Below are 19,097 nucleotides of genomic sequence, written 5' to 3'. Positions count from 1 at the left end.
CGCTCGCTCATGCGGTGGTACCCCTCCGGGCTTCGCTGACGGTGAGCTGGCGCGGGTCGAGCACGTCCCGCAGCGCGTCGCCGACCAGGTTGAACGCGAGCACGGTCAGGAAGATCGCCGCGCCCGGGAACACGCCCAGCCACCAGGCGTCGGTGACGAACCCGCGCCCGTCGAAGAGCATCCGCCCCCAGGCCGGGGCCGGCGGTTGGATGCCGAGGCCGAGGAAGGACAGCGCCGCCTCGGAGAGGATCGCGAACGCCAGCGACAGCGACGTCTGCACGATCAGCGGCGCGGCGATGTTCGGCAGCACGTGCCGGCGCATGATGCGCAGGTCCGACGCGCCGATGGAGACGGCCGCCCGGACGAAGACCTGCTCGCGGACGGAGAGGACGCCGGCCCGGGTGATCCGGGCGAAGATCGGCGTGTAGACCACGCCGATGGCGACCATGGCGGTGAGCAGGCCGGGGCCCAGCACCGCCACGATGGCCACCGCGAGCAGCAGCACCGGGAACGCGAACAGCACGTCCATGCAGCGCATCAGCACGCTGTCCAGCCAGCCCCGGTAGTAGCCGGCGAACAGCCCGAGCGTCACGCCGGCCACCAGCGCGATGCCGACGCTCACCGCGCCCACCTCGAGCGAGACGCGGGCCGCGACCAGCACCCGGCTGAGCACGTCCCGGCCCAGTTCGTCGGTGCCGAACAGGTGCGACCCGCTCGGTGGTCGCAGCATGTGGTCCACGTCGACGTCGTTGACGCCGGCCGGGGCCAGCCACGGGCCGGCGACGCCCACCACGACCAGCAGCAGCAGGACGACCGTGCCGCCGACGGCGAGCGGGTCGCGGCGCAGCGCGTCCAGGACCCGGCGTCCGGTGCTCTCGGATGCGGCGCTCACTTGACCGTGATCCTCGGGTCGAGGCGGGCGTAGAGAATGTCCACCAACAGGTTGACCAGCAGGAACAGCGCGGCGACGAGCAGCACGGCCCCCTGCAGGACCGGGTAGTCGCGGGCCTGCACGGCGTCGAAGGTGAGCCGGCCGATGCCGGGCCAGGCGAACAGCACCTCGATCACGATCACGCCGCCGAGCAGGCTCGCCAGTTGCACCGCGACCACGGTGACGACCGGGATCAGCGCGTTGCGCAGCACGTGCCGCAGGATCACCACCCGGTTGCGCAGCCCCTTCGCCTCGGCGGTGCGCACGTAGTCGGCGGAGAGCACCTCCAGCACCGACGAGCGGATGAACCGGGTCAGGATCGACGCGGTGACCAGGCCGACGGTGACCGCCGGCAGGGCCACGTGCGAGGCCCACCGGCCCGGATCCTCGGTGAGCGCCACGTAACCCGACGGCGGCAGCCACCCCAGCACGCCGGCGAAGAGGATGATCCCCATGATGCCCATCCAGAAGTCGGGCACCGAGACACCGAACTGGCTGAACACGCGGGCCGCGTGGTCGACCGCCGAGCCGCTGCGCACCGCCGCCACGATGCCCAGCGGGAACGCGACGAGCAGGGCGAACACCACGGCGGTGACGGCGAGCGACAGCGTCGCCGGCAGCCGTTCCAGCACGATTCGGCTGACCGGCTGGCCGGTGCGGAAGCTGACCCCGAGGTCACCGGTGAGCGCGTGACCGAGATAGCTGACGTACTGCACCGGCAGCGGCTGGTCCAGGCCGGCGCGGGAGCGCAGCGCCTCGTACGTCTGCGGGTCGAAGCGGGTGCCGAGCGCCACCCGGACGGGGTCGCCCGGCACCAGCTGCAGCAGCAGGAAGACCACCAGGGTCACCCCGAGCAGCACGACGGCGGACTGCAGGAGCCGCCGCAGGACGAAGCGGGTCATCTCACTTGCCGAGGGCGACCGTGCGGAACCGGATCGCCCGGTCGCTGCGGACGTCGTAGCCGGAGACCTTCTTCGACCACGCCTGCACCACGTCCGGGTTGTAGAGGTAGAGGTAGCTGGCGTCGTCGACGATCTGCTTCGCCGCCTGGTCGTACGCCTGCTTGCGGGCGTCCTGGTCGGTCTCGGTGCGGGCCTGGTCCAGCAGCTTGTCCACGGCCGGGTTGCTGTACTTGTGGAAGTTGAACGCGCCGCCGGTGTGGTGCTGGGCGTAGTAGAACTCGTCCGGGTCGACGTTGCCCAGCCAGCCCAGCATGAACCCGTCGAAGTTGCCCTTGGCCTGCTCGTCGAGCCATTGGGCGAAGTCCAGCGTCCGGATCTTCACGGTGATCCCGACGTCCTTGAGCTGCGCGGCGATGACCTGGGCGGCGGTGACCGTCTCCGGGTACTCGCTCGTGACCATCAGGTCCATGGTGAGGTTGCTGACGCCGGCCTGGCCGAGCATCTGCTTCGCCTTGCCCGGGTCGTGCGAGTAGGGCGCGTAGTCGTAGAAGAACGCGCTGTTCTTCGGGATGGCGGTCTGGTTGACCGTGGCGAGGCCGAACTTGGCCGCCTTGGTGATCGCCTCGCGGTCCAGGGCGTAGCCGATCGCGCGCCGGACCTCGGGGTTGTCGAACGGCTTGCGGGCCTCGTTGAGCGCCACGTACCAGTAGTCGGTGGAGGGCGCCGACTCGACCACCGGGTCGTCCCCGTCCTGCAACGACTTCACCTGCTGCGGCGGCAGGTTGTCGGTCCACTGGACCTGACCGCTGCGCAGGTTCTGCAACGCCACCGTGGGGTCCTTGACGAAGGTGAAGGTGACCCCGTCCAGCTTCGGCTTGTCCCCCCAGTAGGCGTCGTTGCGGACCAGCTTGATGCTGTCGCCGGAGGTGTAGCTCGCCACCTTGAACGGGCCGCTGCCGACCGGGGCGGTCTTCGCCTTGCCGGACTCGACGTTCTCCTTCTCGACGATCGCCACGCCCTTGAACCCACCGAGGTTGGCCAGCAGGTTCGGCGTGGGCGCCTTCAGCGTCACCACGACGGTCGCCGGGTCGGGCCCGGTCACCGACTTGACGGTGTCGAACTTGTAGGCGTTGTTGAGCTTCTCCTTGATGATCCGCTCATAGGAGTAGACGACGTCCTCCGAGGTCAGCGGCGAGCCGTCGGAGAACGTGACGCCGTCGCGGAGGGTGAACGTCCAGGTCAGCTGGTCCTCGCTCGTGGTCCACTTGGTGGCGAGCGCGGGCACCATCTTCAGGTCGGCGTCCGGCTCGACCAGGGTGTCGTAGACGTTCTCCAGGACCTGGAAGCTGTAGTAGGCCGAGGTCTTGTGCGGGTCGAGCTGGTCCGGTTCGCCGCCGATCGCGGCGTTGAGGACACCCCCGGCGCCGCCGGCGTTCCCCCCGTCGTCGCCGACGTCGACGCTCTCACCGCCGGTGCATCCGGACAGGACGCCGACCGCGAGGGTGAGTGCCGCGCCGATCACGCCGATCTTGTTCCTGGACATTGGCCCCCCTGCCGCTTTCCGAACAAAAGAAAGTTTCGGCGAGTCTTCTCGCCGGGCGGGATGATGTCAAACGAATCGAGCCAAACTGACTGGTCCACGCGCGGTTGCCGGCCGGGATTGAACGGTGGTTCAATCCAGCTTCCGCCACCGTGCGCCGGGAGTGTCACCGTGACCACACACGAGGTCGTCAACCAGGTCCCACCGCTCGTCGGATACGACACCGCCGACGACCCGGCGCTGCTCGACGGGCTGGCCCGCGAGGGCGCCGACTGGGCCGCCGCCGGGCTGCACGACCTCGGCCGGCTGGCCGGCGACGAGCCGGCCGCCGAACACGGCCGGCTGGCCAACGAGCACCCGCCGGTGCTGCGCACCCACGACCGGTACGGCCACCGCGTCGACGAGGTGGAGTTCCACCCGTCCTGGCACGAGCTGATGCGCACCGCGGTCGGGCACGGCCTGCACGCGGCGCCGTGGGCCGACGACCGGCCGGGCGCGCACGTGGCCCGGGCCGCCGGCTTCTACGTGTGGCGGCCCGACGCCGGGCACGGCTGCCCGATCTCGATGACGTACGCGGCGATCCCGGCGCTGCGGCACAGCCCCGAGTTGGCGGCCCGCTACGAGCCGCTGCTCACCACCACCGAGTACGACTTCGGGCTCCGCCCGCCGCTCGGTAAGCGCGGCCTGCTCGCCGGCATGTCGATGACCGAGAAGCAGGGCGGCTCGGACGTACGCGCCAACACCACCACCGCCCGACCCCAGCCGGACGGCAGCTACCGGCTGGTCGGGCACAAGTGGTTCACCTCGGCGCCGATGTGCGACCTGTTCCTCACCCTCGCCCAGGCGCCGGACGGGCTGACCTGCTTCCTGGTCCCCCGCGTGCTGCCCGACGGCAGCCGCAACCCGATGCGGCTGATGCGGCTGAAGGACAAGCTCGGCAACCGCTCCAACGCCTCCGCCGAGATCGAGTACGACCACGCGGTGGCGTGGCGGGTCGGCGACGAGGGTCGGGGCGTACGTACCATCATCGACATGGTCAACCTGACCCGGCTGGACTGCGTGATCGGCGCGGCGGCCGGGATGCGCCAGGGCGTCACCACGGCCGTGCACCACGCCACGCACCGGCGGGCGTTCGGCGGCTATCTGGCCGACCAGCCGCTGATGCGTAACGTCCTGGCCGACCTGACGGTGGAGTCGGAGGCCGCCACCGTGCTGATGATGCGGCTGGCCGGCGCGACGGACCGGTCGGCCCGCGGCGACGCCGGTGAGACCGCGTTCAAGCGCCTGGCGCTCGCGGTCGGGAAGTACTGGGTGTGCAAACGGTGGCCGGGGCACGCCGCCGAGGCGCTGGAGTGCCTGGGCGGCAACGGCTACGTCGAGGAGTCCGGCATGCCGCGGCTGTTCCGCGAGTCGCCGCTGAACTCGATCTGGGAGGGGTCCGGCAACGTCGCCGCGCTCGACGTGCTGCGCGCGCTCACCCGCGAGCCGCAGGTGCTGGCCGCGTACGAGACGGAGGTGGCGGCGGCGGCCGGCGCGGACGCGCGCCTGGACGCCGCGGTCCGCCGGGTGCGCGACGAGTTGTCCGACCGGACCGACCTGGAGTCGCGGGCCCGCCGGGTGGTCGAGCGGCTGGCGCTGGTGCTCCAGGGCGCGCTGCTGGTGCGCCACGGCCACCCGGCGGTCGCGGACGCGTTCTGCGCGTCCCGCCTGGACGGCGACCACGGCCAGGCGTACGGGACGCTGCCCGGCGGGCTCGATCTCGCCGGGATCATCGACCGGGCCACCCCGAAGGTCGGCTGAGCCGTGCGGCTCGTCTCGACGCACATCCACCCGGTGAAGTCGCTGGCCGGCGTCGACGTGGACCGGGCCACGGTGGAGCCGTGGGGGCTGCGCCACGACCGGCGCTGGGTGCTCCTGCAACCCGACGGCGGGGTGCTGACCGCCCGCGCCGCGCCCCGGATGCTCGGCCTGACCGCCGTGCCCGGCCCCGGGTCGGTCACGCTCACCGACTCCGGCGGCGCGTCGCTCACCGTCGCCGAGCCGGTGCACGGGCCGCCGGCCGCCATCACGCTGTCCCGGTTGGACACGGTGCGGCTCGCGGCCGGCGAGGCGCACGACTGGCTCTCCGAGCGGCTGGACCGTCCGGTGCGGCTGGGCTGGCTGGACGACCCGCGCCGCCGGCCGGTCTCCACCGCGTACGGCGGCCGTCCCGGTGACCCGCTCAACCTCTCCGACGCCGGTCCGCTGCTCGTCGCCACGCTGCCGTCGCTGCGCCGGCTGCGCGACTGGATCGTCGAGGGCGCGCTGGAGCGGGGCGAGCCGGCGCCCGATCCGCTGCCGATGACACGGTTCCGCCCCACGGTGGTGCTGGACGGGCCGGCCGAGCCGTTCGCCGAGGACGGCTGGACGCGGTTGCGGATCGGCGCGGTCGACTTCCGGGTCGCCGACCGCTGCGACCGCTGCGAGCTGACGCTGATCGACCCGGTGACGTTCACCCGCGGCAAGGAACCGATCCGCACGCTGGCGCGGCACCGCCGGCAGGACGGCAAGGTCTGGTTCGGCGTGTGGCTGATCCCGGTGACCACCGGCGAGATCCGGGTCGGTGACCCGGTCGTCGCCGGCTGACCCCGGCTCAGCTCGGGCGCGTCCGCCACTCGTCGGCCAGGACCGCGTAGACGAACTGGTCGGCCCACCCGCCCCGGAACCGGTAGCTGCGCACGTGCCGGGCCTCCCGCCGCATGCCGAGCCGGGTGGCCAGGCGGGCGGACGGCTCGTTGTCGGCGTGGCACCGGGCGATCACCCGGTGCAGCCCGAACGCACCGAAACCCCAGTCGAGCAGCGCCCCGGCCGCCTCGGTGGCCAGGCCCCGGCCGCCGTGGTCGGGGTGGAAGACCCAGCCGAGCTCGGCGGTGCGGTCCGCCGCGCTGCGCCAGACCAGCTCCACCGCCCCGACCACCCGGCCCTCGGCGACCGCGCCCAGGGTCAGGCAGTCACCCTCCGCGCGCAGCGCGTCCTCGCCGGCCATCGCGGCCACCGACGCGAGGGACTGCGCCCGGGTACGCGGCTCCGCGTCGCGCATCCAGCGGACCACGTCCGGGCGGCGCTGCCAGGCGTGCACGTCGTCGAGGTCATCCACGGTGACCGGGCGCAGCAGCAGCCGCGGGGTGTTCAGCGGGTACGTCGGGTGGGCCATCGGGCGATGGTAGGCAGAAGCCTAGGGTGGCCCCATGCGTGTTTCCGCCGACGACGGCAATCCGCTCACCCGGCTCACGCTCGACCAGCTCCGGCAGCGCACAAGCGTCAAGTGGCGGCTGCACCCGCCGGACGTGCTGCCGCTGTGGGTGGCGGAGCAGGACGTGCCGCTGGCCCCGCCGGTGGCCGACGCGCTGCGCCGCGCGATCGACCTGGGCGACACCGGCTACGCGTACGGGACGGCGTTCGCGGAGGCGCTCGCCGGGTTCGCCGCGCAACGCTGGGGCTGGGCCGACTTCCCGGTCGGGCGCAGCGCGCTTGTGGCCGACGTGATGACGGGCGTGGTCGAGGTGTTGCGTCTGGTCACCGGGCGGGGTGACGCGGTGGTGGTCTGTCCCCCCGTCTATCCGCCGTTCTACGCGTTCGTCACGCACGCCGACCGGCGGGTGGTCGAGGCTCCGCTCGGGCCGGACCTGCGGCTGGACCTCACCGCGCTGGACGAGTCGTTCCGCCGGGCGCGGGCCCTCGGCGACCGGCCGGCGTTCCTGCTCTGCAACCCGCACAACCCGACCGGGGTGGTGCATCGCGCCGACGAGCTGGCGGCCGTCGCCGAGCTGGCCGCGCGGCACGGCGTGCGGGTGCTCTCCGACGAGATCCACGCGCCGCTGGCGCTTGCCGGCGCGCGGTTCACCCCGTACCTCATGGTTCCCGGCGCGGAGGACGCGTTCGCCCTGCTCTCGGCGTCGAAGGCGTGGAACCTCGCCGGCCTCAAGGCGGCGGTGGCGGTCGCCGGCCCGGCCGCCGCCGCCGACCTGGCCCGAATGCCGGAGGAGGTCAGCCACGGCCCCAGCCACCTCGGCGTGCTCGCGCACACCGCCGCGTTCCGCGCCGGCGGGCCCTGGCTGGACCTGCTGCTCGACGGCCTCGACGCCAACCGCGCGTTGCTCGGGACGTTGCTCGCCGAGCATCTGCCCGAGGTCACCTGGCACCGGCCCGAGGGCACGTTCCTCGCCTGGCTGGACTGCACCCGCCTCGGCGTGCCCACCGAGTCGCCGGGTGACGGGCCGGGGGTGGCAAGCGACCTGGCCGGCCCGGCGCGGATGTTCCTCGACGAGGCCCGGGTGGCGCTCAGCTCCGGGCACGTCTTCGGCGCCGGCGGCGCCGGCTTCGTGCGCCTCAACTTCGCCACCTCACCCGCCGTGCTGACCGAGGCGGTGACCCGGATGGGCCGGGCGGTGGGGCCGGCCGCCGCCTGACCGGCCCCCGCCGGGTTCAGCCGGCGCTCCGCCGGTCGAGCGTCTCGCGCAGGATCTCCGCGTGCCCGGTGTGCTGCCGGGTTTCGGCGATGACGTGCATCAGCACCTCGCGCACGCTCAGCACGGTGCCCGGCTCCTGCCAGGGCACGTCCGGCACCGGCTGCGTCGCGGACAGGTCGTCGACGGCGGCGATGATCTCCTCGGTGCGGGCGGCCACCCGGGCGTACCGGTCGAGGATGGCCGGCAGCGTGTCCTCGGGCAGCATCTGGAACGTCCGCTCCCGGTCGATCGCCCACGTCGGCAACTCGCGGGCCGTGCCGGCCATGAAGTCCGCCCAGGTCACGCCGTCAGGCAGGGTGAAGGCCATCACGTCCGGCCCTTCGGTGACGAACCGCAGCCAGTCCTCCTCGCCGGACGCGACGTGCTTGAGCACGCCGCCCAGGCAGAGCGCGCTGACGGTGGGACGCTCGCCGGCCTGCGCGTCGGTCAGGCCGCGCACGGTGGCGGTGAGCGCGGCGCGGGCGGCGGCGAGCGCGCGGAGCAGGTCGGCCCGCTCGGCGTCGAGCGCGGCAGGGGTCGTGGTCGGGACGGTCATGGTCATCGGTTCCTTCCGGTCCTGATCGGGTACGGTCCCACCGTCCCAGCCGTAGCGGACAGGTTGTGTCCGCTACTGCCGGCAGAATGCGGACCATGTCGACGACCTCCGCCCGGCTGCTCTCCCTGCTGTCCCTGCTCCAGGCCCGCCGCGACTGGCCGGGGGCGGTGCTTGCCGAACGGCTCGGGGTCAGCCCGCGCACCGTGCGCCGGGACGTCGACCGGCTGCGCGAGCTGGGCTACCCCATCGCCGGCGCCAAGGGGCCGGACGGCGGCTACCGGCTGGGTGCCGGCTCGGCCCTGCCGCCGTTGCTCTTCGACGACGAGCAGGCCGTCGCGCTCACCGTGGCGTTGCAGACCGCCGCGACCACGGTCACCGGCATCGAGGAGGCCGCCGCGCGGGCGCTGACCACGGTCCGGCAGGTGATGCCGGCGCGGCTGCGCCACCGGGTCGACGCCCTGCGGGTCGTCGCCGTGGAGCGCGCCGGCGCGCCGGCGAAGCCCCGGGTCGAGCCGGCCCTGCTGATGACGCTCAGCGCCGCCGTGCACGCCCGGGAGGTGCTGCGCTTCGACTATCCACCCGCGCCGACGGCCGACCCGACCGACGGCCCGCCGCTCCCCCGGCGGGTGCAGCCGCACCACCTGGTCACCTGGGGCGGGCGCTGGTACCTGGTCGCCTGGGACCTGGACCGCGACGACTGGCGCACGTTCCGCGTCGACCGGCTCCGCCCGCGTACCCCCACGGGCCCCCGGTTCACCCCGCGTGAACTGCCCGGCGGGGACGTGGCCGCGTTTGTCGCCGGGCGGTTCCGTGGCGCCGGCGGCCCCGGCGACTGGCCGTGCCAGGGCGAGGTGATCCTCGACCTGCCCGCCCGGACGGTCTCCACGTGGACCCGCGACGGCCTGGTCGAGGAGATCGGCCCGGACCGTTGCCGGCTGGTGCTGGGCGCCTGGTCCTGGCCGGGCCTGGCGGCCGTGCTGGGCCGCTACGACGCCGACATCGAGGTGGTCGGGCCACCGGAGCTGCGGGCCGCCTTCGCCCACCTGGCCCGGCGTTACGCCGCCGCCGCGCGCCGCCCGGACGGCGGATAGGGCCGGTCAGTCGGCCGTCGACCGTTCGGCGACCACCACGGAGATGCCGTCGAGGACCCGCTGGAGACCGAACTCGAACGCGTGGTCCGGCCCGTACGCCGCGCCGTGGGCCATGCCGGCGGCGGTGCCGACCCGGGCGGCGAGCGGGAACGTGCCGGCGGTCATGAACTTCTCCAACCAGGGCGCGTGCGTCTGCCACCACTGGTCGTCGGTCATCCCGGTCTCGCGCTCCAGCTCGACCACGTCGAGGGCGGCGCGGGCCGCGCTCTTGGCGTGCCCGAGCACGAGGGTCAGCACGGCGTCCATCTCCACGTCGTCGAGCCCGATGTCGGCGACCGCCCGCAGCTCGTGATCGTATTTGGCGAGCACGTTGGGGCCGAGGACCGGCCGGGTGGTCTCGGCGCGCAGCAGCCACGGGTGGGCGCGGTAGAGCGCCAGATTGTCCCGGGCGATGCGCTCCAGCCGGCCACGCCAGCCGCCCGGCACGTCGGTCGGGCGGGGCAGGTCGCCGAGGACGGCGTCGACCATGACGTCGAGCAGCTCGGCCTTGCCCGGCACGTAGGTGTAGACGGACATGGTGCCGACGCCGAGCGCGTCGCTGACCCGGCGCATGGTGAGCGCGTCGATGCCCTCGGCGTCGGCGATCTCGACGGCCGTCCGCACGATCCGGTCGACGCTGAGGCCGGGCCCGGCGCCGCGGCTGGTCGGCTCCCGCGTACGCCAGAGAAGGGCCAGGCTGCGGGCGGGGTCGGCCTTGCGCCTGCGGTCGGTCGACATGGTGCCGTCATCCTACCGACCGCGGAATCCGCACGCGGCCGACGGGACAGGCGCAGAAAGAATGGCGGGATCTCCCGCCATTACCAACATATAGCGCACCCCCGGTCTTGCGGCAAGCCCCCGGTGACGGCGCAGAATTGCCGGCCGAAGCCCATTTCCCCGCACCTGAGAAAGCCGTGAAGAGCGGAGGCCCTCGCGTGCCCGCAGATCGGAGCCCACGCCCGTGAACCCGTCCACCACAAGCGTCTTCGATCTTCCCGACCGCCTCTCGGCGAAGGCCGATCCAGCCCTGGTCGCCGACGACGAACGGCACTTCGCGACCATCGCGGACAGTCTGCGCCGGTCGGTCGCGGAGCTGTCCGACCGGCTCGGCACCGCACGCCGGGCCGCCGGCGGCAAGGGCCGGCAGGCCGTCGACCGGGACCAGGAGATCCGCCGGCTGACCGCGCGCCTGCGTACCCTGCGCCGCTACGGCCTGGACCTGTGCCTGGGCCGGATGGTCGGCGCGGACGGCGCCGAACCGGTGTACGTGGGACGGCTGGGCCTCACCGACGGCGCGGGCGGCCGGCTGCTGCTGGACTGGCGCTCCCCCGCCGCCGAACCGTTCTTCGGCGCCACCCACGCCGACCCGATGGGGCTGGCCAGCCGCCGCCGCTACCGCTGGACCCTGGGCCGGATCACCGACTACTGGGACGAGGTGTTCACCGCCGACGGGCTCACCGGGCACGCCGCCCTCGACGACCAGTCCGCGTTCATCGCCAGCCTGGGCGACACCCGGTCGGCGCGGATGCGCGACGTGCTCGGCACCATCCAGGCCGATCAGGACGCCATCATCCGGGCCGGTTCCCGGGGTGCGCTCGTCGTCGACGGCGGGCCGGGCACCGGCAAGACCGTCGTCGCGTTGCACCGCACCGCGTACCTGCTGCACGCCGACCCACGGCTGGGCGAACGGCGCGGCGGGGTGCTCGTCGTCGGGCCGCACCAGCCGTACCTGAGCTACGTCTCCGACGTGCTGCCGAGCCTCGGCGAGGAGGACGTGCAGATCTGCACGCTGCGTGACCTGGTGCCCGAGGGCGCGGCGGCGGGCGCCGAGACGGACCCGGAGGTGGCCCGGCTGAAGTCGTCCGCGCGGCTGGTCGACGCGGTCGAGGAGGCGGTGCGGTTCTACGAGGAGCCGCCCACGACGTCGTTGACGGTCGTCGTCGAGGACGCCGAGCTGCGGTTGACCGCCGGCGACTGGGCGGAGGCGTTCGCGGCGGCCGGGCCCGGCGCGCCACACAACGAGGCCCGCGACGACGTGTGGGAGGAACTGGTCACGATCCTGCTGGAGCGGTACGACGGCGACGCGCCGGAGCAGGCGGTCCGCCGGTCGCTGGCCGGCAACCGCGAGCTGGTCACCGCGTTCGGCCGGGCGTGGCCGCTGCTCGACCCGGCCGACGTCGTCGCGGACCTGTGGTCGGTGCCGGCCTACCTGCGCCGGTGCGCTCCCGACCTGAGCGTGGACGAGATCCGTACGCTGCGGCGGGCCGACGCCCGGGCCTGGACGGTGGCCGACCTGCCGCTGCTGGACGCGGCGCGGCGGCGGGTCGGTGACCCGGAGGCGTCCCGGCGGCGGCGCCGCAACGACGCGGCTCTCCACGCGCAGCGGGAGCGGATGGACACGGTCGTGGACGCGCTGATCGCCTCGCACGCCTACGACGACGGCGAGGGGCTGATGACCATGCTGGCCGGCGCGGACATGCGGACCAGCCTGGTCGACGACAGCGTGCTGGCCGTCGCCGACCCGGACCTGTTGGCCGGGCCGTTCGCGCACGTGGTGGTGGACGAGGCGCAGGAGCTGACCGACGCCGAGTGGCAGATGCTGCTGGCGCGCTGCCCGTCGCGCAGCTTCACCGTGGTCGGCGACCGGGCCCAGGCCCGGCACGGGTTCACCGAGTCGTGGCGGGAACGGCTGGAACGGGTCGGTCTCGACCGGATCGAGCTGGCCTCACTCACCGTCAACTACCGCACCCCGGCACAGGTGATGGCGGAGGCCGAACCGGTCATCCGGACGGTGCTGCCGGACGCCAACGTGCCGACGTCCGTCCGTACCGGCGACGTGCCGGTGCGGCACGGCGCCCGCGCGGACCTGCACGCGGTGGTGGCGGCGTGGCTCGCCGCCCACGCCGAGGGGATCGCCTGCGTGATCGGTGACCCGGAGTTCCCGGCGTCGGACCGGGTCCGGTCGCTGACCCCGGAGCTGGCCAAGGGCCTGGAGTTCGACCTGGTCGTGCTGGTCGCCCCGGAGGCGTTCGGCGACGGGATCTCCGGGGCGGTGGACCGCTACGTGGCGATGACCCGGGCCACCCGCGAACTGGTCGTCCTCGCCGGCGGGGGCGGTCCCGCCGCCCCCGCCGGTCGCGCTACCGGGTGAGCAGCTCCCGCAGCGCCTTGCTGATCTCGGCCGGCGCCTCCTCGGCCATGAAGTGCCCGGCCGTGGTGGTGCGGTGGTCCAGGTCCGGCGCCCAGGCCCGCCACACCGCCGCCGCGTCGTAGCCGAGCGCCGCGCCCCAGTCCTGCTGGACCACCGTGACCGGCATGGTCAGCCGCCGGCCCGCGTCCCGGTCCGCCCGGTCGTGCGCCACGTCGATCCCGGCCGAGGCGCGGTAGTCGGCGACGATCGAGTCGACCGCCTCCCGGGAGGCCCGCAGGTACTCGGCCCGCACGTCCGCCGGAACAGCCGCCGGGTCGCTGGTCCAGGCGTCGAGGAAGTGACCGAAGAAGTCGTCCGCGCTCGCCGAGATCATCCGCTCCGGCAGGCCGGGTGGCTGCGCCATCAGGTAGAGGTGGAACGCCACCGACGCGGACACGCCGTGCAGCACGTCCCACATGTCGAGGGTGGGCAGCACGTCCAGCGACGCCAGGTGGGTGACCGCGTCCGGGTGGTCGAGGCCGGCGCGGACCGCCACCAGGGCGCCCCGGTCGTGCCCGGCCAGCGCGAACCGGTCGTGCCCGAGCGCCCGGGCCAGGGCCACCACGTCCGCGGCCATGGTCCGCTTCGCGTACGTCTGTTCGGTGCGCGCGGGCGGCTTGTCGCTGGCGCCGTAGCCGCGCAGGTCCGGGCAGATCACGGTGTGGTCGGCGGCCAGGTCGGCGGCGACGTGCCGCCACATCAGGTGGGTCTGCGGAAAGCCGTGCAGCAGCATGATCGGGCGGCCCGCGCCGCCCACCGCCACGTTCAGCGCCACACCGTCGGCGACGGTGACACGCTTGTGGTCGAATCCGGTGATGCCTGTGGTCATCTCGGTGCCTCTCTTCTCCGTCGTACCGGCCAAGCGTGGCGGCGTCGGATGAGCAACCGATGAGCGCGGTACGGTGACCCGGTCGAGGAGGGGTCGGTGCCTGTCAGCTTCGGGGTGCTCGGGCCGGTCACGGCCTGGGACGGCGCCGGCGCGCCGGTCGACCTGAAGGGCCCCCGGCACCGCGCGGTGCTGGCCCGGCTGATCGTGGCCCGGGGCCGGGTGGTGCCCGTCGGCCACCTCGTCGAGGACCTGTGGGACGACCCGCCGCCGGGCGCGGTCGGTGCGGTCCGCACGTTCGTCGCGGCGCTGCGCCGCCGGCTGGAACCGCACCGCCCGCCCCGCGAGCCGGCGCGGCTGCTGATCACCGACGGACCGGGGTACGCGCTGCGCGCCGCCCCGGACGCCGTCGACGCCTGGCGGTTCGCCGAGGCGGTCACCGGCGCCGCCGACGCACTCCCCGGGTCGACGCTGCACCGGCTCGACGCGGCGCTGGGCCTGTGGCGCGGGCCCGCGTACGCCGACTTCGACAGGCCGTGGGCGCGCGCCGACCGCCACCGCCTCGACCAGCTACGCCTGACGGCGGTGGAACGGCGGGCCGAGGCGCTGCTGGCGCTCGGGCGGGCCGCCGACGCCGTACCCGACCTGGACGCCCACGTCGCGGACCATCCCTGGCGGGAGGACGGCTGGCGGCTGCTCGCGCTGGCGCTCTACCGGGCCGGGCGGCAGGCCGACGCGCTCGCCGTGCTGCGCCGCGCCCGCGAGCTGCTGCGCGACCAGCTCGGCCTGGACCCCGGCCCGCGGCTGCGCGGGCTGGAGGACGACCTGCGACGCCAGGCCGACGCGGAGCCGACCGGCCCGGCCCGGGTGTGGGCCGACGCCGCGGCGGCGTACGAGCGCAGCGTGGTGCCCGGCTCGCGGGCCCGGCTGGAATCGACAGTCGGCCTGCTGCGCAGCCTCGCGGTGACCGGGCCGGGCGGCCTGGAGGCGGCCCGGCACCAGCGGGTCGCGGCCATCGACGCGGCCGAGCAGCTCGGCGACCCGGACCTCACCGCGCGGGTGATCGGCGGGTACGACGTGCCCGCGATCTGGACCCGCGCGGACGACCCGGAGCAGGCGGCCCGGGTGGTGGCCGCGGCGGAACGGGCCCTTGCCCGACTGGGTCCGGACGCGCCGGAGGCGACCCGGGCCCGGCTGCTCGCCACCGTCGCGGTCGAGTCGCGCGGCCTGCCGTCGACGCGCGGCCCGGAGGCGGCCCGGCAGGCCGAGGCGATCGCCCGGCGGCTGGCCGACCCGGCGCTGCTGGCCCAGGCGCTCAACGGCGTGTTCATGCAGACGTTCCACCGGGCCGGGCTGGCCGCCGAACGGGACGCGGTCGGCGCGGAGCTGGTCACGCTTGCCGCGCGGCACGGCCTCGCCCCGGTGGAGATCCTCGGGCACCTGATCCGGGTGCAGGCGCGCGGCGCGCTCGCCGACTTCGCCACGGCCGACACGCACGCCGACGCCGCCGACCGGCTGGCCGCGCGCCACGAGTCCCCGCTCACCGGCGTCTTCACCACCTGGTACCGGGCCATGCGCACCGCGGCCACCGGCGCGCCCCACCCGGAGGCGGAGGCCGCCTACCGGTCGGCGGCGACCCGACTGGCCGGCTGCGGCATGCCCGGCGTGGAACTCGGCCTGCTCCCGCTGGCGCTGCTCTGCCTGCGGGTGTGGCACGACCGGCCCGCCGACTTCCCCGACGACACCGACTGGGGACCGTACGCCCCCTGGGCCCGCCCGCTGACCCTGCTCGCCGCCGGTCGCCGCGCCGACGCGACCGCCGCGCTGCGCCGGACCCCGGCGCCGCCGCGCGACCTGCTGCAGGAAGCGCTGTGGACGCTCACCGGCCACGCCGCTATGGCGCTCGGCGACCGGGACGCGATCCGGCGGGCCCGGGCGGCACTCGCCCCGGCGGCGCACGAGCTGGCCGGCGCCGGCAGCGGCATGCTCACCGCCGGCCCGGTCGCGACGCACCTCGACCGGTTCGACGCCGCCCTCGGTCCCGACTGACCGACGGTCGCCGCCGCCCTCGGGGCGGCGCGACCGGGGAGCAGGGGGCTAGGGTGCGGCAATGGACGAGCTGAGGGACCTGTTCCGGCGGGCCGCCGACCACGCGGCCGACTACCGGCGGTCGCTGCCGGAACGGCCGGTCGGGGTGCCGGTCGACCAGGCCGCGCTGAACCGGGCGTTCGCCACCGGACTGCCGGCCGCCCCCACGCCGCCCGAGCAGGTGCTCGCGGACCTGGTCGCCGCCGCCGAACCGGGACTGGTCGCCACCGCCGGGCCGCGCTACTTCGGTTTCGTGGTCGGCGGCGCGTCCCCGGCCGCCACCGCCGCCGACATGCTCGCCGCCGGCTGGGACCAGATCGCGTTCAACGCCGTCACCTCGCCGGCCGCCGGGGCCGCCGAGACGGCCGCCGGCACCTGGCTCAAGGAACTGCTGGGCATCCCGGCGTCGGCGTCGGTCGGATTCGTCACCGGCGGCCAGGCCGCCAACACCGCCGGCCTCGCCGCGGCCCGGCACCAGGTGCTCGCCGACGCCGGCTGGGACGTGGAGCGGCGCGGCCTGACCGGCGCACCGCCGGTGCGGGTGCTCGCCGGCGCGGAACGGCACGCCACCGTCGACCGGTCGTTGCGCCTGCTCGGGCTCGGCACCGACGCGCTGCGGGAGGTGCCCGCCGGCCCGCAGGGCGCGGTCGACCCGGCCGCGCTGGCGGCGGCGCTGCGGGACGCCGGCCCCGGCCCGACGATCGTCTGCCTCCAGGCCGGCAACGTGAACACCGGCGCCTGCGACGAGCTGCGCGCCGCGTGCGACCTGGTCCACCGGCACGGCGGCTGGGTGCACGTGGACGGCGCGTTCGGGCTGTGGGCCGCCGCCAGCCCGACCACCCGGCACCTGGTGAACGGCATCGAGGCCGCCGACTCGTGGGCCTGCGACGGCCACAAGTGGCTGAACCTGCCGTACGACACCGCGTTCGCGTTCTGCGCCCGGCCCGACGTGCACGCGGCGGCCATGTCGTACGCGGCCGCGTACCTCGTGGGCTCCGGTGGCGTGCCGGCGGGCGCGGACCTGACCGCGGAGTCCTCGCGCCGCGCCCGTGGCTTCGCGGCCTGGGCCGGCCTGCGGGAGCTGGGCCGCGACGGCGTCGCCGCGCTTGTCGAGCGGTGCTGCGCGCTGGCCCGCAGGTTCGCCGCCGGGCTGACCGCGGCCGGGTTCGAGGTGGTCAACGACGTCGTCCTCAACCAGGTGCTCGTCGGCTTCGGCGACGACGCGCTCACCGACCGGACGGTGGCCGCGGTGCAGGCCGACGGGACGTGCTGGGTGGGCGGTACGACGTGGCGGGGCCGGCGACTGATGCGGATCTCGGTGTCGAACGCCACCACCACGGAGGCGGACGTCGACAGGTCGGTGGCGGCCATCACCCGGCTGGCGTCGGCCGCCTCCTGACCGGGCACCACGGAGCGCGACCGGTTGGTATCGTCGCCGTCACCGATGTCCTCTGGGGAGGGTGGCCATGTGGGCGGACGAGGCCGCGCTGGACGCGGCGGGGCGCCGACTCGACGAGTGGGATTCCGGCCTGGCCGACCGCGCCGCACGGGCGCAGGCCCTGTCCGCCCGGGCGCAGACGCTGACCGGCGCCGCCCGCAGTGACGACGGCCTGGTCGAGGTGACAGTCGACGCGTCCGGGTTGCTCGCCGACCTGCGGCTCGACGAACGCACCCGGCAGCACTCCGCCGCCCACACCGCCCGGCAGGTCGTGGCCACCACCCGCGCCGCCCGCGTCGACCTGCTGCGCCGGCTCACCGAGGCGACCACCGAGACCCTCGGCGTGGACGACCCCGCCGGGCTGGCGATCGTCGACTCCCACCGGCGACGGCTCGACCCCGACCAGGGCGCGCCGGATGAGCGCCGGTGAGATCCTCCGGGTCGACCCGGACGACCTGACCGCCCACGCCGCCCACCTCGACCGCTGCGCCGACAGCATCGACACCGCCGGTCGGGCCGGTCAGCATGTCCGGCTCGGCGCCGATGCGTACGGGCAGCTCTGCGCGGTGATGCCGGTCCTGCTGGGCGATCTCCAGCGCGCCATGGTCGACGGCGTCGCCGCCGCGGGCACCTCGGTGCGCGACACCGCCGGCAAGGTGCGCGGCAGCGCCGAGCGCTACCGCTCCTCCGACGTCCAGGCCGCACACCTGCTCGACCAGGTGCGCAACCGGCGATGACCACCAACCCGCTCGTCGCCGGCGCGGCGGACACCGGCCCCAGCGCCTGGGCGGGCATCTGGATCTGCGAGGACATCGAACTCATCGCCCAGGGCGTCCGCGCCGGCAGTTGGATCGACGGCAGCCTCGGCGTGGTCAGCGCCGGCCTGGACGCGCTCGCCCTCGTCTCCGACCCGGCCAGCGCGCTGCTGCAATACGGCATCGCCTGGCTGATCGAACACGTCAAACCGCTCAGCGAGGCCCTGGACTGGCTCGCCGGCGACCCCGCCGAGATCACCGCGCACGCGCAGACCTGGCGCAACGTCGCCGTCTCGCTGCGCGAGGACGCCGCCGACCTGGCCCACGCGGTACGCGCCGAGGCCGCCGGCTGGACCGGCGCCGCCGGCACCGGCTACCGGCGGTGGGCCAGCGAGCAGCAGCAGGCCGTCGCCGGGCTCGCCCAGGGCGCCGAGGCGATGGCCGCGATCACCGAGGGCGCCGCCGGCCTGGTCGCCGCCGTCCGGCTGCTGGTCCGCGACGCCGTCGCCGCGTGCGTCTCCCGCCTGATCGTGTACGCGGCGGAACTCGTCGCCAGCGCCGGGCTCGCGACGCCGCTGGTCGTGGAGCAGGTCACCACCACGGTGGCGTCGTGGGGCGCGCGGATCGTGCGGTTGTTGCGGGGATTGCTGGCGAGCCTGCGGCGGCTGATGCCGGAGGTGCGACGGCTCGGCGACCTGATCGAGAAGCTGAAGCAGGCGCTGAGCCGGCTCGTCGGGCCTACCCCGCATTCGCCGACGAGACCGGCGGACAGGGTTCACGGCGGGCACACCACCCGCCCGCGCAACCTGACTGACTACGAACGTCAGGAGACTTGGGCCAAGGACGCCTACACGGCAATCCGCCAGCAGGAGGATGCCACCCCCATCACGCGCAACCTCGCCGAGGCACCCCGGCTCGACGGATCCCGTGGCTTCTCCCTGGCAGAGGTCGAGCAGATTCGTCGGCACATCTTCTTCGAAGAGCATCCGATGGATGATTACGCCGGCGGGATCGTTCACCAGAGGTACGACCCGAGCGCACCGATGGCCGAGGCGTGGCTGCGCCTGCGACGCGGTGAACCCCTGCCGGAGGACTTCACGCTTCTGGAACATGAACTGGCAGAGTCGAGGTACTACACAACAAATCCGCAGGCGAGCTACCGGGAAGCTCATCTCGCCGCGAATCGCATCGCTAACTGGGAGGAGTCGGTTCCCGGCCCCACCTACGAGGACTACTCAAGGTTCGGAGAATAGT

General features: G+C 74.5%; 17 protein-coding genes. 10 read left to right on the top strand and 7 right to left on the bottom strand.

All coding sequences use genetic code 11. The features are described from left to right. Positions 1–7: 7 nt before the first annotated feature. The 3 genes from O7613_RS09685 to O7613_RS09675 are packed head-to-tail and all read right to left on the bottom strand — an operon-like array spanning position 8 to position 3,376. A complete protein-coding gene (locus O7613_RS09685; protein WP_282293384.1) occupies positions 8–892 on the bottom strand; it encodes an ABC transporter permease in 885 nt (294 codons plus the stop codon). Next, on the bottom strand, positions 889–1,833 hold the full coding sequence (locus O7613_RS09680) for an ABC transporter permease (RefSeq protein ID WP_282293382.1): 945 nt from the start codon (positions 1,831–1,833) through the stop codon (positions 889–891). The genes O7613_RS09685 and O7613_RS09680 overlap by 4 nt, the downstream gene beginning before the upstream one ends. 1 nt (position 1,834) lies before the next feature. Beyond that, positions 1,835–3,376: an ABC transporter substrate-binding protein gene (locus tag O7613_RS09675; protein ID WP_282293381.1), complete on the bottom strand. Its 1,542-nt coding sequence runs from the start codon at positions 3,374–3,376 to the stop codon at positions 1,835–1,837. A gap of 168 nt (positions 3,377–3,544) precedes the next feature. Here O7613_RS09675 and O7613_RS09670 point away from each other — a divergent pair, with 168 nt between their 5' ends. After that, positions 3,545–5,173, top strand: coding sequence for an acyl-CoA dehydrogenase family protein (locus O7613_RS09670; protein WP_282293380.1), 1,629 nt, complete (start codon positions 3,545–3,547; stop codon positions 5,171–5,173). Positions 5,174–5,176: 3 nt separating this feature from the next. Then, complete coding sequence (locus O7613_RS09665; RefSeq protein ID WP_282293379.1) at positions 5,177–5,998, top strand: MOSC N-terminal beta barrel domain-containing protein; 822 nt, start codon at positions 5,177–5,179, stop codon at positions 5,996–5,998. Positions 5,999–6,005: 7 nt separating this feature from the next. On the opposite strand, the gene O7613_RS09660 is transcribed toward O7613_RS09665, so the two are convergent. Continuing rightward, positions 6,006–6,566 carry a GNAT family protein gene (locus O7613_RS09660; RefSeq protein WP_282293378.1) on the bottom strand — a complete coding sequence of 187 codons (561 nt, stop codon included), beginning with the start codon at positions 6,564–6,566 and terminating at the stop codon, positions 6,006–6,008. Positions 6,567–6,600: 34 nt separating this feature from the next. Here O7613_RS09660 and O7613_RS09655 point away from each other — a divergent pair, with 34 nt between their 5' ends. Then, on the top strand, positions 6,601–7,821 hold the full coding sequence (locus O7613_RS09655) for an aminotransferase class I/II-fold pyridoxal phosphate-dependent enzyme (RefSeq protein WP_282293376.1): 1,221 nt from the start codon (positions 6,601–6,603) through the stop codon (positions 7,819–7,821). Positions 7,822–7,837: 16 nt separating this feature from the next. Here the strand turns inward: O7613_RS09655 and O7613_RS09650 are convergent, their stop codons facing one another. Next, positions 7,838–8,422: a DinB family protein gene (locus O7613_RS09650; protein WP_281589501.1), complete on the bottom strand. Its 585-nt coding sequence runs from the start codon at positions 8,420–8,422 to the stop codon at positions 7,838–7,840. 89 nt (positions 8,423–8,511) lie between these two features. Between O7613_RS09650 and O7613_RS09645 the strand changes: the two genes are divergently transcribed. Further along, positions 8,512–9,507 carry a WYL domain-containing protein gene (locus O7613_RS09645; protein ID WP_348775402.1) on the top strand — a complete coding sequence of 332 codons (996 nt, stop codon included), beginning with the start codon at positions 8,512–8,514 and terminating at the stop codon, positions 9,505–9,507. 6 nt (positions 9,508–9,513) lie between these two features. On the opposite strand, the gene O7613_RS09640 is transcribed toward O7613_RS09645, so the two are convergent. Further along, positions 9,514–10,284, bottom strand: coding sequence for a TetR/AcrR family transcriptional regulator (locus O7613_RS09640; protein WP_281589504.1), 771 nt, complete (start codon positions 10,282–10,284; stop codon positions 9,514–9,516). A gap of 223 nt (positions 10,285–10,507) precedes the next feature. Here O7613_RS09640 and helR point away from each other — a divergent pair, with 223 nt between their 5' ends. Further along, the gene (gene helR, locus O7613_RS09635) at positions 10,508–12,697 is read left to right on the top strand and encodes an RNA polymerase recycling motor ATPase HelR (RefSeq protein ID WP_282293370.1); all 2,190 of its coding nucleotides are present in this window, start codon (positions 10,508–10,510) and stop codon (positions 12,695–12,697) included. Here helR and O7613_RS09630 read toward each other — a convergent pair. Continuing rightward, on the bottom strand, positions 12,687–13,565 hold the full coding sequence (locus O7613_RS09630; protein WP_282293369.1) for an alpha/beta hydrolase: 879 nt from the start codon (positions 13,563–13,565) through the stop codon (positions 12,687–12,689). The two genes, helR and O7613_RS09630, sit on opposite strands and share 11 nt — an antisense overlap. 96 nt (positions 13,566–13,661) lie before the next feature. Here O7613_RS09630 and O7613_RS09625 point away from each other — a divergent pair, with 96 nt between their 5' ends. From O7613_RS09625 to O7613_RS09605, 5 genes are all read left to right on the top strand, one after another. Next, a complete protein-coding gene (locus O7613_RS09625) occupies positions 13,662–15,611 on the top strand; it encodes a BTAD domain-containing putative transcriptional regulator (protein WP_282293367.1) in 1,950 nt (649 codons plus the stop codon). A 61-nt stretch (positions 15,612–15,672) separates the two neighbouring features. Further along, positions 15,673–17,049: a pyridoxal-dependent decarboxylase gene (locus O7613_RS09620; protein ID WP_282293365.1), complete on the top strand. Its 1,377-nt coding sequence runs from the start codon at positions 15,673–15,675 to the stop codon at positions 17,047–17,049. A gap of 67 nt (positions 17,050–17,116) precedes the next feature. Continuing rightward, positions 17,117–17,518, top strand: coding sequence for a YbaB/EbfC family nucleoid-associated protein (locus O7613_RS09615; RefSeq protein WP_282293363.1), 402 nt, complete (start codon positions 17,117–17,119; stop codon positions 17,516–17,518). Beyond that, on the top strand, positions 17,505–17,825 hold the full coding sequence (locus tag O7613_RS09610; RefSeq protein WP_282293361.1) for a type VII secretion target: 321 nt from the start codon (positions 17,505–17,507) through the stop codon (positions 17,823–17,825). Before O7613_RS09615 ends, O7613_RS09610 begins: the two co-directional genes overlap by 14 nt. Next, positions 17,822–19,096: a WXG100 family type VII secretion target gene (locus tag O7613_RS09605; protein WP_282293360.1), complete on the top strand. Its 1,275-nt coding sequence runs from the start codon at positions 17,822–17,824 to the stop codon at positions 19,094–19,096. The genes O7613_RS09610 and O7613_RS09605 overlap by 4 nt, the downstream gene beginning before the upstream one ends. Position 19,097 lies beyond the last annotated feature (1 nt).

Source organism: Micromonospora sp. WMMD975 (assembly GCF_029581215.1).
In the GTDB taxonomy this organism is placed as follows: domain Bacteria; phylum Actinomycetota; class Actinomycetes; order Mycobacteriales; family Micromonosporaceae; genus Micromonospora.
The sequence above is the reverse complement of the archived record's forward strand: the minus strand, read 5'-3'. Positions and strand labels throughout refer to the sequence as shown.

What these genes read in the sequence shown, in the direction of transcription:
- O7613_RS09650 (WP_281589501.1), bottom strand. Translation starts at nt 8,422, where the DNA reads ATGACCATGACCGTCCCGACCACGACCCCTGCCGCGCTCGACGCCGAG.
- O7613_RS09660 (WP_282293378.1), bottom strand. Translation starts at nt 6,566, where the DNA reads ATGGCCCACCCGACGTACCCGCTGAACACCCCGCGGCTGCTGCTGCGC.
- O7613_RS09630 (WP_282293369.1), bottom strand. Translation starts at nt 13,565, where the DNA reads ATGACCACAGGCATCACCGGATTCGACCACAAGCGTGTCACCGTCGCC.
- O7613_RS09620 (WP_282293365.1), top strand. Translation starts at nt 15,673, where the DNA reads ATGGACGAGCTGAGGGACCTGTTCCGGCGGGCCGCCGACCACGCGGCC.
- O7613_RS09640 (WP_281589504.1), bottom strand. Translation starts at nt 10,284, where the DNA reads ATGTCGACCGACCGCAGGCGCAAGGCCGACCCCGCCCGCAGCCTGGCC.
- O7613_RS09655 (WP_282293376.1), top strand. Translation starts at nt 6,601, where the DNA reads ATGCGTGTTTCCGCCGACGACGGCAATCCGCTCACCCGGCTCACGCTC.
- O7613_RS09615 (WP_282293363.1), top strand. Translation starts at nt 17,117, where the DNA reads ATGTGGGCGGACGAGGCCGCGCTGGACGCGGCGGGGCGCCGACTCGAC.
- O7613_RS09680 (WP_282293382.1), bottom strand. Translation starts at nt 1,833, where the DNA reads ATGACCCGCTTCGTCCTGCGGCGGCTCCTGCAGTCCGCCGTCGTGCTG.
- O7613_RS09645 (WP_348775402.1), top strand. Translation starts at nt 8,512, where the DNA reads ATGTCGACGACCTCCGCCCGGCTGCTCTCCCTGCTGTCCCTGCTCCAG.
- O7613_RS09610 (WP_282293361.1), top strand. Translation starts at nt 17,505, where the DNA reads ATGAGCGCCGGTGAGATCCTCCGGGTCGACCCGGACGACCTGACCGCC.
- O7613_RS09675 (WP_282293381.1), bottom strand. Translation starts at nt 3,376, where the DNA reads ATGTCCAGGAACAAGATCGGCGTGATCGGCGCGGCACTCACCCTCGCG.
- O7613_RS09605 (WP_282293360.1), top strand. Translation starts at nt 17,822, where the DNA reads ATGACCACCAACCCGCTCGTCGCCGGCGCGGCGGACACCGGCCCCAGC.